Origin of the sequence: Achromobacter pulmonis, from assembly GCF_902859765.1 — a bacterium.
In the GTDB taxonomy this organism is placed as follows: Bacteria; Pseudomonadota; Gammaproteobacteria; order Burkholderiales; family Burkholderiaceae_B; genus Achromobacter; species Achromobacter pulmonis.
Genome location: NZ_CADIJV010000038.1, coordinates 17082 through 32156, shown reverse-complemented (window position 1 = coordinate 32156; position 15075 = coordinate 17082). Strand labels below are relative to the sequence as shown.

Annotated in this window: 12 protein-coding genes and 2 pseudogenes; 6 read left to right on the top strand and 8 right to left on the bottom strand. The window is 64.1% G+C overall.

Annotated elements, in window-relative coordinates; translation table 11 throughout:
• Positions 1 to 37: 37 nt before the first annotated feature.
• From HV701_RS23430 to HV701_RS27050, 5 genes and pseudogenes are all read left to right on the top strand, one after another.
• Positions 38 to 2110, top strand: coding sequence for a hemagglutinin repeat-containing protein (locus HV701_RS23430; RefSeq protein WP_175135403.1), 2073 nt, complete (start codon positions 38 to 40; stop codon positions 2108 to 2110).
• Positions 2111 to 2599: 489 nt separating this feature from the next.
• Positions 2600 to 2992 (top strand): hypothetical protein, encoded by a 393-nt coding sequence (locus HV701_RS23425; protein ID WP_175135398.1) that lies wholly within the window; start codon positions 2600 to 2602, stop codon positions 2990 to 2992.
• Positions 2993 to 3709: 717 nt separating this feature from the next.
• A pseudogene (locus tag HV701_RS23420) lies at positions 3710 to 4000 on the top strand (integrase core domain-containing protein); the annotation flags it as partial.
• Between the two features lie 768 nt (positions 4001 to 4768).
• Positions 4769 to 5029, top strand: coding sequence for a transposase (locus tag HV701_RS27055; protein WP_420809615.1), 261 nt, complete (start codon positions 4769 to 4771; stop codon positions 5027 to 5029).
• A gap of 264 nt (positions 5030 to 5293) precedes the next feature.
• Positions 5294 to 5434 (top strand): annotated as a pseudogene (locus tag HV701_RS27050) (integrase core domain-containing protein); the annotation flags it as partial.
• A gap of 159 nt (positions 5435 to 5593) precedes the next feature.
• Here the strand turns inward: HV701_RS27050 and HV701_RS23410 are convergent.
• The 8 genes from HV701_RS23410 to HV701_RS23375 form a co-directional block, all read right to left on the bottom strand.
• On the bottom strand, positions 5594 to 6241 hold the full coding sequence (locus HV701_RS23410; protein ID WP_175135397.1) for a DUF799 domain-containing protein: 648 nt from the start codon (positions 6239 to 6241) through the stop codon (positions 5594 to 5596).
• A 1-nt stretch (position 6242) separates the two neighbouring features.
• Complete coding sequence (locus HV701_RS23405) at positions 6243 to 6731, bottom strand: DUF4810 domain-containing protein (RefSeq protein ID WP_175135396.1); 489 nt, start codon at positions 6729 to 6731, stop codon at positions 6243 to 6245.
• A gap of 11 nt (positions 6732 to 6742) precedes the next feature.
• Positions 6743 to 7417, bottom strand: a complete 675-nt coding sequence (locus tag HV701_RS23400) for a CsgG/HfaB family protein (protein WP_175135401.1) — start codon at positions 7415 to 7417, stop codon at positions 6743 to 6745.
• 337 nt (positions 7418 to 7754) lie between these two features.
• On the bottom strand, positions 7755 to 9032 hold the full coding sequence (locus tag HV701_RS23395) for an amidohydrolase family protein (protein ID WP_175135395.1): 1278 nt from the start codon (positions 9030 to 9032) through the stop codon (positions 7755 to 7757).
• A 16-nt stretch (positions 9033 to 9048) separates the two neighbouring features.
• Positions 9049 to 9999: an ABC transporter permease gene (locus HV701_RS23390; RefSeq protein WP_054418758.1), complete on the bottom strand. Its 951-nt coding sequence runs from the start codon at positions 9997 to 9999 to the stop codon at positions 9049 to 9051.
• A gap of 10 nt (positions 10000 to 10009) precedes the next feature.
• Positions 10010 to 11083: an ABC transporter permease gene (locus tag HV701_RS23385; RefSeq protein ID WP_175135394.1), complete on the bottom strand. Its 1074-nt coding sequence runs from the start codon at positions 11081 to 11083 to the stop codon at positions 10010 to 10012.
• 31 nt (positions 11084 to 11114) lie between these two features.
• The gene (locus HV701_RS23380) at positions 11115 to 12644 is read right to left on the bottom strand and encodes an ABC transporter ATP-binding protein (protein WP_175135393.1); all 1530 of its coding nucleotides are present in this window, start codon (positions 12642 to 12644) and stop codon (positions 11115 to 11117) included.
• A complete protein-coding gene (locus HV701_RS23375; protein ID WP_175135392.1) occupies positions 12641 to 13672 on the bottom strand; it encodes a BMP family protein in 1032 nt (343 codons plus the stop codon). The genes HV701_RS23380 and HV701_RS23375 overlap by 4 nt, the downstream gene beginning before the upstream one ends.
• Before the next feature lie 461 nt (positions 13673 to 14133).
• Here HV701_RS23375 and panE point away from each other — a divergent pair, with 461 nt between their 5' ends.
• Complete coding sequence (gene panE, locus HV701_RS23370; RefSeq protein WP_175135391.1) at positions 14134 to 15060, top strand: 2-dehydropantoate 2-reductase; 927 nt, start codon at positions 14134 to 14136, stop codon at positions 15058 to 15060.
• Positions 15061 to 15075: the final 15 nt, after the last annotated feature.

Here is a 15075-nt window from a genome sequence, read left to right as displayed (position 1 = left end):
AACCGCTACGAACTCGTCCGCCAGATCAAGCAATTCAATCGACAAAGCGGGTGGTGTCAGCATCAAGCTCAGCCTGGGCGCCAGCAAGAGCCGCAGCACGACTGATCGCAATGCGTCCACGGCCTTCGGTTCGACGGCGGCCGCCGGGCATAATCTGACGATCATTGCCACGGGCGCGGGCCGGGATTCCGACATCAACCTGACCGGCTCAAACTTGTCCGCGGGCAACAGCGCACTGCTCAAGGCCGAAGACGGCATTCTGCTGCAGGCCGCGCGCAACACCACCGAGCAGAAGACGGTCAGCAAGAGCAGCAACGCCAGCATCGGCATCGGCTACACGACCGGCGGGCAACAGAATGGCTTCATGCTCGAACTGGGCGCGTCGCTCGGCCGTGGCAAGGCGCAAGGCGAGGACGAGAGCTGGACCCACAGCCGCGTCACGGCCGGCAACGTGCTGGCCATCCAGTCGGGCGGCGGCACCACGCTCAAGGGAGCGACGGGCCAGGCGCGTCAGGTCATCGCGTCGGTGGGCGGCGATCTGCTGCTCGAAAGCCTGCAGGACAGCAGCCAGTACGCCTCCAGCAACAAGAGCGCCGGCTTCGGCGTGAGCCTGTGCATCCCGCCCTACTGCGCGGGGTCGAGCAGCGTCTCGGCCAACGCCAGCACGGGCAAACTCAACAGCAACTTCTGGTCGATCACGGAACAGACAGGCTTGCGCGCGGGCGATGGCGGCTTCCAGATCGATGTCCAGAACAACACCAAGCTGATCGGCAGCGTCATCGCCAGCAGCGACCGTGCGATCGCCGGCGGCCTGAACCATCTTGGCACCGGCACGCTGGTCACCGAGGACATCGGCAACCGTGCCAAGTACAGCGGCAGCCAGTCGATAGGCGGGGGATTCGGCTTTGGCGGCGGCAAGGGCGCGGACACCGGGTTGGGGACCAGCAAGGACGGCGACGTGGCCGGCGGCGCGGGCAAGCAGCATGGCTCGTCCATCGCGACGGACGGCAACGGCTTCGGCATGGGCACGCCGGTGGTTGTGGCGGCCCGCGGCAGCGGCGGCTCGACGACGCAGAGCGCCATCAGCGCGGGCGCGATTGTGATCCGCGATGAGGCCGCGCAGCAGGACCTGACGGGGATGACGGCGGTCCAGACGGTTGCAGCGCTGAACCGGGATACGTCGTCGGATACGTTGAATGCGCTCCAGCCGATCTTCGACAAGGAGAAGATCGAGGCGGGGTTCGAGATTGCGTCGGAGGCTCAGAAGCAGGTCGGGCAGTTCCTGGAGACTCGGGCCAGGGAAGCGAAGGCGCTCGAGGAGGCGTTGAAGGGGGCGCCAGCGGGGCCGCGTAAAGACCAATTGCGTAGCCAATACGAAGCAGCGCAGAGATGGGGGCCGGGAGGCAGATACCGTGAAGCGCTGATGGCTGTGAGCTTGGCCACTGGCGCGAACGTGACGGGTAGCGCAAGCGGGTTCGTGCAAGCGGCGACCGTGAATTACTTGCAGAGCTTGAGCGCGACCAAGATCAAGGAAATCGCGCCGTTACTTGGCGGCGAAGGTTCTGCCGGACATGGCGCTGCATGCCTTGCTGGGATGCGCGGGGGCTGCGGCAAAAAGCACTGGATGCGGCGCCGCCGCCACCGGCGCTTCTGCGGGAATCGTCATCAGCCAGCTCATGGAGCAGGTGTCCGGCAAGCCATCAAGCAAGCTCGACCCCGTGGAGCGCGAGGCGCGCATCAACCTGGTGACCAGCGTGCTTGGCGGGCTGACGGCGGCGTTGGACCCGAATGCTGTGGCGGCGGTGAACGACGCAGCGCGGCTGGAGTTGGAGAACAACCTACTTGGATTGCCGTTGTCGGCAATAGGTGCAGGCTCGGCCGGCGGCGCGCTTGGGGGCTTGGGGCAGCGCGACTCCAATGGCGTGGCAAGCGCGAATGCAAACATTGCGCGGCATCTGACTCGAGCGTGGAACTGGCTATTCAAGAAGGACAGCGGACCGGAAGAGGCCAATGGGCCACTGGAGACACCGGCTGTGCCGCCGGGTGGCGATACGCGGTTGCCTGGCTATGCGGAAGATGGGCGGCATGCGCGGGGTACGCCGGGATATGAGGCGGATCAGGGGAGTCTGGGTACGCCGAGCTATGACGCGGATGGGAATGCGTATCTAGGTGGCAGCGTCACGCCGATGCCGGAGCCCCAGGGGCCGCAGATTATTTTGAATGAGGCTCAAAATAGTTCGTCTGCATTGCAAGGTGCGAAGGATCTGTTTTCGTCGAACACGCGAGGAACAGTTCGGAGTGGTAAATCCGTGTTCACGGAATTGCCAAACACGGGGAACGCCGCGATATTCTCAGGCGCAACGGACGCGCAAGTAAAACAGTATTTTATAGACCTTTCCGGTGTCTCGGAGATACCCGTTGCACGGATTATTCCGGGTAGAGGGAGAATTTATGTGGTAAAGACCCCGCAGGGCAACTTCACTCTTCGAGATTTCGGTACTTCATCCGAGTAAACGGGGCGTGCCTGGACTATTGATATTCCGGGTGAGGCCGTCGGCAAGACATATAATCCGGAAATCAAGTTTCTGAGGTAAAAATAATGGAGCATGAGAACGAAATCGTTCGGGATGCATTTGGACTGTGGATTTCGGGATTGTTTAGTGCCGTCTGCGGGTGGAATCCTAGTCGGTCTTTTCTAGAGCAAAAAGAAATTTTCTTTGTGCTTCTAGAAAAATTGCTTCGCGAGGGCGCGGTGATGTTCATCGCCCCAGATGTCGATTGCTATTTCTCAACCTCTAATCCTAGTTCGAGATATACCGTGGAGGATCCGGAAGCTCGATGGAATGCTCCTGTTCACGAAATCATGAGCTATGTACGCGGCAGATGGCCCAAAGAGGCTAAACAAAAAAATGACGTTGAGTTGACATATTATTTTTATGAATTGCCAGGTTTGATATGGGTAAGGGCTGATGGGGGGCTTTTCGCATCTTAAGTCCAAGGAAGGTGCTGAATGCACCTGCATTTCAGCAAGCGTCCTGCTGCAACCTATTGATTTGGTTGGTGTCGATTTTTCTGAAATAAAGAGCAGTAACCCAAGCTTGCCATCAGGAGTTAAGGTGCAAAAAAATTAGTTTAAATCTCCACTCCGGCGGGCTCTTCCTTTTTTATGCAAAAACACAGAAAAGCGATGTTCTCGTTTGGGGGGGGCACGGGGGCGGAAGATGTTAAAGGCAAGAGCTTTCCGTTGGGGACGATCGCGTCAGTGCTCCAAGAATTGCCTGGTGATATTTAGATTATGGCCGTGGCCGGGCGCGAATGGGCGTCGGATCAGCAATCCGAGGCGTATTTAGATCTGGCGTGGCGGAAAGAGCCGCTAGCGCAAACCGGGGAAGTACCATCACGGCAAAAGGCACGGTCATGCTGCCACGGGCGCGGGCTTGAAACTTGACCTCCAAACAACGCAGGCAGCCAATGAAGCTGCTGACGGCCTAAAGGCTACATGGTCAGCTGCCAAGCAATTACGTGACTAAGGGGCAGGCGTATTAGCAGGGCTGGCGGGTAGCGAAGGTGCGTCGGGCCTGGGCGCCGCGCCACCTAGAGTAACGAGGTGGAGGGTGGCGGCAGCAAGGAAGCCGGTAATGCGGTTCCATTGAGCAAGGCGGGGCGTTCCTTGTAATACCGTCCAAAAGGATGGTATTCCAGCTGCTTAGCCATTCGGTGCGATAACGGACCGGAATATCTGAGCGCGGCAATTGTCGAGTGGGCCGGGGCATGGAGCATAAAGCTCGAATACATCCAGCCGGGCAAGTCACAACAGAATGCCTACGTCGAACGGTTCAACAGGACCGTGCGCTACGAATGGCTGTCCCAATATCACTGGGACGATCTGCACCACGTACAGCGCGTCGCCACGCAGTGGATGTGGTCCTACTATCACGAGCGCCCAAATATGGCTCTGAGCGGATTTACCCTAAAACAGCGGTTAGCCATGGCCGCGTAGCGTTCCTACTTCTGGCAATAGCTAAAAATGGGGGATTACCTGCAACCGCCCCTTTTATTGCATGTCATTTAGAAAATTTTCAAAATGAATTGTCAATTTATCAAGATCTCGGTACGCCACGGGCCCAAAGAGCGGATACTCTTTCGAGAAAAACTCATAAACCGTAATGGAATCATTTTCCAGGGCTGTTCTCATCCTAATAACGTTCTCCGGCGCGATCAGCCAATTAGTTCCAGATAAACTCTCTCGAAAATGCGGCTCCAACCCCCATCGTACGTCTCCTTCATAAGTGGAAATCAGTTTCTTCAAAATCTCTATGACTTCTGGCCGTTCGCTTTGAAACCTAAAGGACAAATAAGGAGGAAAACTGGACCTATCTTCTATCTCAGCATGGTCCCTCACCCACACACGAGGATATCTTTGCTGATATTTTCGCCATACCAAAGGCCCAATTTTTTCGATGACATTTAGAAGCGCCCCTTCCCTATCGGATATTTCACTTGAATTCACTGAAGCCCCACTAGATTAGTCGTTATCGAAACGCCTGTCGGATTTATACCTCGCATGTGCATCTCCCAATCCCCCCCCCTTTGGGAATAAGGAGTAGTCGATAGCCTCGGGTCGCACACACATCGTGCGTCAGTGTAAACCTGATGGTAGAAATTATTAAATGTAAGGTCGTTATTTTCTTAGATATTTGATCTGCTCTGAGAAATCCGTACCAGTGAGTAATTGAGAAAGTAGCTTCCAACGCGAGAAGGAAGCGAGATGAAGAAGGCAAGGTACAGCGAAGAGCAGATCGTTCGGATACTACGCGAGGCGGATCGAGATCCTGTGGCCGAAGTGGCCAAGCGGCAAGGCGTGAGCGAGCAGAGCATCTATGGCTGGCGCAAGCGGTTCGGCGACTTTGGCGTGGATGAGGTGCGCCGGCTCAAGGAAGTCGAGTCCGAGAACGCGCGGCTGTGCAAGTTGCTGGTCGAGCGGGATTTGGAGATCGAGGCGATGAAGGAGGTCAATCGCCGAAAGTGATGAGCGTACAGGCTCGGCAAGAGCAGGCCCGCCTGGTCTGCTCGCTGGGAGTTTCTCCGCGGCGGGCCTGTACGCTGTATGAAGCGTCCCGCTCGGGGTTGCGTCACGCGCCGAGCAAGGCGAGCAGGGACGCGCCACTGGTGGCGAGGATGAAGGCACTTTCGGCCCAGTATCCCCGGTATGGTTATCGTCGGATCAGCATATTTCTGGCCCGGGAAGGGTACACGATGAGTATGTCCCGAGCGGGGCGATTGTGGAACGTGGAATTTTAACGGTAAGCTGCGCGACGAATGCCTGAACATGGAATGGTTCCGACACCGGACCGAGGCACGCATCGTGATCGAAGACTGGCGCCAGCATTACAACACCGTCAGGCCGTATTCCAGTCTGGGCTATTTGACACCACAGCGGGCCGCCCAGGTCGCTGCATCAGGATTACTAACCGAAGCTAAATTCCAAATCCCGGTGGTGTGAAAAATCCGAGCAGGTCAATGGCCGCGTAACGTTCCTAATTCTGGTAATCGCCTAAAAGGGGGGGATTACCGGGCGCGCCAATTGTGGCGGCTACTGCTTAGGGTAGTGGGGCGAACGGGGACCGTACAGAATGCCGCCGGGGGTACCGGCGCTGAGCAGCATGTTGTTCGCCATGCCCGCCACACCATAGCTGCGGTCCGAGAGCGTATTGACGACCTGGTCCACCACCGCCTGCACCAGCATGCCGATCAGGCCGCCGCTGCTGTTGCTGGCCTGCACCACCTCTTTGCTGCCATCCCACAGCTTGGCGCCCGTGCGCAGGTCCACCAGCGCGGCCTCGATCGAGACCGTGATCGAGCTGGACAGCACAGCATAGCTCGATCCGTATTTTTTGACGGTCATGTACAGCGCGGCATCCGCGCCGAAGATCTCGCGCAGGCGCGCAGCCGGCAATTCGTGGATTTCATCCGCATTGGTCAGGCCGTTCTGCTTGAAGGTCTCTTCCATGACGGCCACGGGGACAACGTAGTAGCCCGATTCCGCCAACGGCATAGTGGCCTGCGCCAGCACCGCCGCGCTCGCCGCGACATCCACCGAAGTGTTCAGCGGCGGCAGCACCAGGATTGATGCCGGCTGGCTTTCGCGGAAGGCGGCATAGTCCACATTGCGCTGCGGCCCGGCGCAACCCGCCAGCACCGCCACCAGCGCCAATACGACGATACGCATGATCTTGTTCATGTCAGGCTCCCTGCTTGGCGGCTTGTGCATCGGTGGACGTGGGCGCGGGCGCTGTGGACGGTTCGTGCGCGGGCGGCGCGGCCGGCGCGACGCCGTCCGCCGTTTTACTGGCATTGCGCAGCAGGAAATCCATGAACGGCTTGGATTCCGGGAAAGCCGCCTTTTCGCCTTCCAATTGTTCCAGGCCCTTGGCGCCTTCGCCCATCTTCAGGTACAGCATGCCCAGATGCGCGCGAAAGCCCGGCGGCAATTGCGCGTTGGTCGCCCGCACCGTCTCGATGTTCTTTTCCATCGCCAGGCTTTGCGCTGCGTAGTCGGCGCCATCCTCCTTGAGATAGGCGTAGACCGAGGGTTGATACGACTGCCAGCTGTACATGCTCTTGGGTTGCTGCGCGCACGCGCCCAGCAGTGTCGCCAGAGCGGCCACCGCCAAGATGCGGCCCGCGCGCACGCGCGCCTGCGGGCGAGCCTTCGCCAGATTGTTTGACATGGGGAGACCTATCAGGGTTGGGTGGGCTGCCAAGCACCTTGTTCGATGCCTTCGACCAGCCGATCGACGGCCTCGCGGATCGCCAGGTCCAGCACCTTGCCGTTCAGCGTGGAGTCGTAGCCGGCGGTGCCGCCAAAGCCGATCACCTCGCGGTTGGACAGGCTGTATTCGCCCGCGCCCGACGCCGAATAGACCACTTCGGAGGTCGTCACGTCGACCACATTGAGGTCGACCTTGGCGTAGGCCACCTGCTCCTTGCCGCGGCCGAGGATGCCGAACAGTTGCTGGTCGCCCGTCACCTTGCGGCCGAACGCCGTCACGTCGCCCGTGATGACGTACCGTGCTCCCTTGATCTGGCTGGCCTTCTTGTTGAACGCCGCTTCCTGGGCGATTTCCGACAGGTTGTCGCGGTCCATCACCTGGAACCGGCCGCTGCGCTGCAGGTGGCTGACCAGGATGGTCTTGGCCTGGCCGCCGAGGCGATCCACGCCGTCGGAGAACACGCCGCGCAGATAGTTGGTGCGGTTATCGAACTTGCCTACCGAAATCGGGCTGCGCACGCCCTGGTAGGGCTTGCTGGCGGCCGCGACTGCCGGCACCGCAACCGACTGGGAACGTTCCGTGGCGCAACCGGCAAGTATCAACGACAAGAGCGTTGCCGCACCGACTCGTATTTTGCTTTTCATCATGACCTATTCCAAGTGATCACAGCTTCGCCGAAGTCAATCAACTTTTTTAGCTTCGTGAGTGCTCCACGACAATAGGAACATTCCGAAAATTATCGCTAGCTGGGTACTACCTTGGATCGGTGGCACAAACTCTAGATTCATGCCGCAGGCGGCTGAAGCCTGGATCGGCGCGACTGCAATGGCGTGTCGAGCGCGGATGAAAACATTGCGCGGCATCTGACTCGAGCTTGGAACAGGCTATTCGAGAAGGACAGCGGACCGGAAGAGGCCAATGGGCCGCTGGAGACACCGGCTGTGCCGCCGGGCCCCTAGCCAAGCAACTCCAGCTCCTCACTCACTCGCCCGTCTGAAAACTCACCCGCCCCGGCCGCCCCGGCAGATTCAACGTCGCCGTCGCCGGCGGCGTCGTCGCCACGACCTGCCCGGCGCGCAGCACCATCAGGCGCGTGGCGCGCAGGCGCAGCGCTTCGACCGGGTCGCGGGCCTGCAGCAGCACCATGTCGGCGCGCTTGCCCACTTCCAGCCCGGTCTCGTCCAGGCCAAGAATCTTCGCCGGCGTGGCCGTGACGGCCTGGAAACAGGCGCGCATCGCATCCTGGCCGGTCATCTGCGCCACGTGCAGGCCCATGTGCGCCACTTCCAGCATGTCGCCTGAACCCAGGCTGTACCAGGGGTCCATCACGCAGTCGTGGCCGAACGCCACCGGCACGCCGGCGGCCAGCAGCTCGGGCACGCGCGTCATGCCGCGGCGCTTCGGATAGGTGTCGTGGCGGCCCTGCAGCGTGATGTTGATGAGCGGGTTGGCGATGGCGGACACGCCGGCCTCGCGCATCAGCGGGATCAGCTTGGACACGTAGTAGTTGTCCATCGAATGCATCGAGGTCAGGTGCGAACCCGTGACACGGCCTTGCAGGCCCAGGCGCTGCGTGTGATAGGCCAGCGTCTCGATATGGCGCGACAGCGGGTCGTCGCTTTCGTCGCAGTGCATGTCGACGCGCAGGCCGCGCTCGGCGGCCAGTTCGCACAGGATGCGCACGGATTCGGCGCCGTCCTGCATGGTGCGCTCGAAGTGCGGGATGCCGCCGACCACGTCCACGCCCATGTCCAGCGCGCGCTTCAGGTTGTCCAGCGCGCCCGGCGCGCGCAGCACGCCGTCCTGCGGGAAGGCGACCAGTTGCAGGTCCAGGTATGGCTTGACCTGCTCGCGCACGTGCAGCAGCGCTTCCACGGCCAGCAGGCGCGGGTCGCATACGTCGACGTGCGAGCGGATCGCCAGCAGGCCGCGCGCCACCGCCCAGTCGCAATAGGCCAGCGCGCGTTCGACCAGCGCTTCCTGCGTCAGCAGCGGCTTCAGTTCGCCCCACAGCGCGATGCCTTCGAGCAGCGTGCCCGACTGGTTCACGCGCGGCAGGCCGAATGACAGCGTCGAGTCCATGTGGAAGTGGGCGTCGACGAACGGCGAAGTCACCAACTGGCCGGCGGCGTCGATGGTCTGCGCGGCCTCGGCCTTTAGCGCCGGTTCGAGCGCAACGATGCGGCCCTGGCTCACGCCGATGTCGATGTGCTGGCGGCCGTCGGGCAGCGTGCAGTGCTTGAGGATCAGATCGAGCATAGTCAAACCTTGTGGATTACCGTTCGCCCTTGCGGTAGGGCTTCATCAGGGCCTGCGGGTAGGCGGCGCGGCGCGCCATCACCACCAGGGCCAGGATGGACAGAATATAGGGCAGCATCAGGTAGACCTGATAGGGCAGCTCGGGCAGGCCCGGCAACGCCGCCCCGCCCTGCTGCAGCCGCAGCTGCAGCGCGTCGAAGAAGGCGAAGATCAACGCGCCCAGCAGCGCCTTGCCGGGCCGCCACGAGGCGAACACCACCAGCGCCACGCAGACCCAGCCGCGGCCGTTGACCATGTTGAAGAAGAAGGCATTGAAGGCCGCCAGTGTCAGGAAGCTGCCGGCCACGCCCATCAGTGCCGAGCCGGCGACGATGGCGCCCATGCGCAGTTTGGTTACCGACAGGCCCTGGCCCTCGGCCGCCGCGGGGTTCTCGCCCACCATGCGGATCGCCAGGCCGACCGGCGTGCGGTTCAGCACCCAGGCCAGGATCGGCACCGCGGCCAGCGCCAGCAGCGTCATCGGCGTCTGCCCGGCCAGCACCGGGCCGATCAGCGGAATGCCGTCCAGGAATTTCATTTCGGCGAACGGCGTGATGGTGGGCGGCGTGTTCACGCTGGGGAAGGTGACGCGGTAGGCGAAGTAGCTCAGGCTGGTGGCCAGCAGCGTCACGCCCAGGCCCGAGACGTGCTGCGACAGGCCCAGTGGCACCGTCAGCACCGCGTGCAGCAAGCCGAACACCGCGCCCGCCAGCGCGGCCGCCAGCACGCCCACGTACAGCGGCGCGCCCAGGTATACCACCAGCCAGCCGGTGAAGGCGCCGGCGGCCATGATGCCTTCGATGCCCAGGTTCAGCACGCCGGCGCGCTCGCACAGCAGCACGCCCAGCGTGCCCAGGATCAGCGGCGTCGCCAGCCGCAACACCGCGACCCAGAAGGCCGCGGAACTCAACAGGTCCATCCATTCCATGGCGTGCTCCTCAAGCCCGGTTGCGGCGCAGGCGGTACTGCGCGAACAGCGTCGCGACCAGCATGGCGAGCAACGATGTGGCGACGATGACGTCGGCGATGTAGTTCGGCACCGCGATGGCGCGGCTCATGCTGTCCGCGCCCACCAGCATGCCGGCCACGAAGACGCTGGCCAGGATCACGCCGAGCGGATGCAGGCCCGCCAGCATGGCCACCACCACGCCGGTGTAGCCGTAGCCCGGCGACATGTCGAGCGTGACGTAGCTGGTGCGCCCGGCCACCTCGATGGCGCCGGCCAGCCCGGCCAGCGCGCCCGACAGCATGGCGGTGCCCAGCATCACGCGGTTCACCGGCAGGCCCAGAAAGCGCGAGGCGTGGGCGTTGGCGCCGACCGCGCGCATCTGGAAACCGAACACCGTATAGCGGTTCAGCAGCCACAGGCCCAGCGCCAGGCCGGCGGCCCACAGCAGGCCGGTGTGGGCGCGGGTGCGTTCGATCAGCTTGCCCAGTTCCAGGTCGGGATTGAGCGCCACCGATTGCGGCCAGCCCATGGCCATCGGGTCTTTCATGGGGCCGTCCAGCATCATCGACACGAATAGCAGCACGATGAAGTTGCCCAGCAGCGTGGTCACCACTTCGTCCACGCCCAGGCGCGTCTTGAGCAGGGCCGGGATCAGCAGCAGCAAGGCGCCGGCCAGCGCCGCCGCCAGCATCATGCCGCCGAACAGCACCGGCACGGGCAGGTCGAAGCCGGTGCCGTCATGCAGGCCGCCCACCGCCACCGCCGCCAGTGCGCCCAAGTACAGTTGGCCCTCGGCGCCGATGTTGTAGAAGCGCGCGCGAAAGGCCACGGCACAGGCCAGCCCGGTCAGCATCAGCGGCGTGGCGCGGGTCAGGGTTTCGGACAGCGCGAATTTGGAGCCGAACGCGCCTTCGAACAGCAGCGCGTAGGTGCGGCCCACCGGCGCGCCGGCCCAGGCCACCAGCAGCGTGCACACCGCCAGCGTAAAGAGGATGGCCGCGATCGGGGCCAGCGCCAGCGCGGCGCGGCTGGGCTCGGGGCGGCGTTCCAGGATCAGTTTCATTCGAGAAATGCTCAGTAGAGGGGGCACGATGTCAGGCGCGCGTGCCCGTCATGGCCAGGCCGACGCTGGCGGGCGTCCATTGCGCGACCGGCTTGTCGGCGACCAGCTTGCCGCCGCACAGCACGGCGATGCGGTCGGCCAGCGCGAAGATCTCCTCCAGGTCTTCCGACACCAGCAGGATGCCGGCGCCGCGGCGGCGCGCGGCCAGCAACTGTTCGCGCACGTAGGCGACCGCGCCGATATCCAGGCCCCAGGTGGGCTGGTCGGCGACGATGAAGCGCGGTTCGCGCGCCAGGGTGCGGCCCAGGATCAGCTTCTGCATGTTGCCGCCGGACAGGCTGCGGGTGCGCACGTCGAGCGAGGCGGCGCGCACGTCGAACTGCTTGGCCAGCGCCGCCGCGTAGGCGCGGCCGGCCTTGGCGCGGATCAGCCCGAAGCGCGAGAAGCGCGGGTCCTTCAGGTCTTCGACGATGGCGTTTTCCCACAGGGGGCTGTCGCCGATCATGCCTTCTCCGTGGCGGTCTTCGGGGATGCGGCCCACGTGCGCGGCGGTCCAGCCGGCCGGCGTGGTGGGCGCGGCCGCGTGTTCCGGCCCCAGGCGGATGGCGCCGTCGGACGGTTGCCGCAGGCCGGTCAGCACCGACACCAGCGCCTGCTGGCCGTTGCCGGCGACGCCGGCGATGGCGACGATTTCGTGCTTGTGCACCACCAGGTCCAGGTTGTCCAGGCGAGGCGCGCCGCCGCGTGGGTCGCGCACGGTGACCTGGGACAGCGTGACCACGGGGGCGGCCTGGCCGGCCGCCGCCATGGCCTCGGCGTGCGGCATGGCGACCTTGCGGCCCACCATCAGCTCGGCCAGTTCGGCCGGCGTGGTGGCGGCGGTGTCGCGCTCGGCCACCAGCTTGCCCTGGCGCAGCACCGCGACGCGGCGCGACACGGCCATGACTTCGTCCAGCTTGTGCGAAATGAAGATGACGGCCAGGCCCTCGTCGACGAAGCCGCGCAGCGTGGCGAACAGGTCCTGCACTTCCTGTGGCGTCAGGACGGCGGTGGGTTCGTCCAGGATCAGCACCTTGGCGCCACGGTACAGCGCCTTGAGGATTTCCACGCGCTGCTTCTCGCCGACCGACAGGCTGCCGACGCGCGCGTCCGGGTCCACCCCCAGGCCGAAGCGCTGGCCCAGCTCGACCAGCCGGCGGCGCGCCGGGCCGCGGCCCGAGGCCAGCTTCCACAGCGATTCGGTGCCGACCATGATGTTGTCCAGCACGGTCAGGTTGTCGGCCAGCGTGAAGTGCTGGTGCACCATGCCCACGCCCGCCGCCAGCGCGGCGTCGGGCCGGCCAGGAGGCAGCGGCTGGCCGAAGACTTCGATACTGCCGGCGTCGGCCATATAGTGGCCGAACAGGATCGACACCAGGGTCGATTTGCCGGCGCCGTTCTCGCCCAGCAGGGCCAGCACTTCGCCTTGCGCCAGCGTCAGCGAGACATCGTCATTGGCCGTCAGGCTGCCGAAGCGTTTGGTGATCCCTGCCAGCCGCAGGGCGAGAGGCGCTTGGTTCATCGTGCCGAGGACTTGGGTTCTTTGTCGTTGACCTGCACGCTGAAGCTGCCGTCCAGGATGGCCTTCTGCTTGGCCTGCACCTTGGCGATCAGGTCGGCGGGGATCTTGTTTTCGAAGGTGCCCAGCGGCGCCAGCGACGAACCCTTGTACTTCATCAGCGAGTACTGGCCGAAGTCGGCGGCCTTGAAGGTGCCGGCCTTGACCTGCTTGAGCGCCTCGTCGATGGTTGGCTCCATGCTCCACAGGGCCGAGGCCACTACGGTTTCGGGGTACTGCGGCTGGGTGTCGATGACGTTGCCGATGGCCAGTTTGCCGCGTTCCTTGGCGGCGTCCGACACGCCGAAGCGTTCGGCGTACAGGACGTCAGCGCCCTTGTCGATCATGGCGAAGGCGGCTTCCTTGGCCTTCGGGGGATCGAACCACGAGCCGATGAAGGTCACGGTGAATTCGGCCTTGGGATTGATTTCCTTGGCGCCCGCGATGAAGGCCTGCATCAAGCGGTTCACTTCGGGGATGGGGTAGCCGCCCACCAGGCCGATCTTGCCGGTCTTGCTCATGCCGCCGGCGATCATGCCGGTCAGGTAGGCCGGTTCCTGGATGTAGTTGTCGAACACCGAAAAGTTGGGCTGCTGCGGCTTGCCGGACGAACCCATCAGGAAGGCGGTCTGCGGGTAGTCCTTGGCCACCTTGCGGGCGGCGGCTTCCACCGCGAAGGCCTCGCCCACCACCAGCTTGTTGCCCTGCTCGGCGTACTGGCGCATGACGCGCTCGTAGTCGGCGTTGGTGACGTTTTCCGAGAACGTGTATTCGATTTCACCCCGGTCGCGCGCGGCGGTCAGCGCCTTGTGGATGCGCGATACCCATTGCTGTTCGACCGGCACCGTGTAGATGGCGGCGACCTTGGTCTTGGCGGGCGCCTGGGCCTGGGCGCCGGCCGACAGCAGCAGCGCGCCGGCGGCGGCGGCGGCCAGCTTCAGCAGGCCACGGCGGGCAATGCCGCCGGCGGCCGGGAGGGAAAGGGATTTCATGCGCAAGTCTCCTTCGCGGGGATGGAAAGGGAATGAGAGGGATGGCCGCGATGTCCGGGCGTCGCGGTGCGGCACGCGTGGGCGGGCGGGAACGAAGGCGTGGGATCGGTCATCGGATGGGGGGGCGCCGGGGCGGCGCGCCCCGTCCGAATGGCGGGTTCGCGGCCTGTCCTGGCCAAGCAAGTTGTATGCCATGGGGTGTCCCCGCGACAAGTCGGGGGAATCCGGATGGCCGGGCGCGATTATAGGCACCCTGGCGGGCAAGCGTGGCACCAGCACGGTGCGCACCGTTGCGGTGCGTGGACACTTTTGCGTATGGGACATAGGGTTGCGGTGCGCCGCCGGCCGCCGCCGTCTGTCCGGGCCGTGGGCATCCTGGCGGCGCCGGCCCGCGCCTGGTTTTGCCACGGGGGCATAATCGCTCCATCGGCCCGCGCCTTTGACGGGCCAGGGAGACAGGCATGAAGTTGTTGTTCTTGGGCGCCGGCGGAACCGGCGGCTATTTCGGCGGCCGCGCCGCCCAGGCGGGCGCGGACGTAACCTTCCTGGTGCGCGAGGCCCGCGCCGCGCGCCTGCGCCAGCAGGGACTGCGCATCGAAAGCCCGTTCGGCGACGCCACGCTGCAACCGCAACTGGTCACCGCCGACACGCTCAAAGGCTTCTACGACGTGGTGGTGCTCAGTTGCAAGGCCTATGACCTGCCAAGCGCCATCGACGCCATCCGCCCCGCCGTCGGCCCGGACACCGCGGTGCTACCCATCATGAACGGCGTGCTTCAGTACGACGTGCTGGACCGCGAATTCGAACCGCACCGCGTGCTGGGCGGCCTGTGCCAGATCAACGCCACGCTCGGCTCCGAAGGCCAGGTGGTGCACCTGGGCAAGCACGCCAGTATCGTCTTCGGCGAACGCGCCGGCCCGGCCCGCAGCGCCCGTTGCGAAGCGCTGGCCGAGGCCCTGGCCGGCGGCGAGTACGTCAGCCGCCTGAGCGAAGACATCTACCAGGACATCTGGGAAAAATACGTGTTCCTGACGACGCTGGCCGCCGCCACCTGCCTGATGCGCGGCACGGTCGGCCAGATCGCGTCCACCGACGACGGCGCCGACATCATGCGCGGCCTGCTGCGCGAATCGCAGGCGGTGGCCGCCGCCAGCGGCCACGCGGTCCGGCCCGAGGCCGACGCGAATGCGCTCAAGATCCTGACCGACCCGTCCCAGCCCATGACCGCCTCGATGTTCCGCGATCTGCGCCAGGGTTTGCCGGTCGAGGCCGACCACATCGTCGGCGACATGGTGCGGCGCGCGCGCATGCTGGGGGTGGACGCCACCACCCTGCGCACCGCCTACGCCCACCTGCAGGTCTACCAGGCGCAACGCGCCGCGGCCTGATGCCGTGACCGGAAC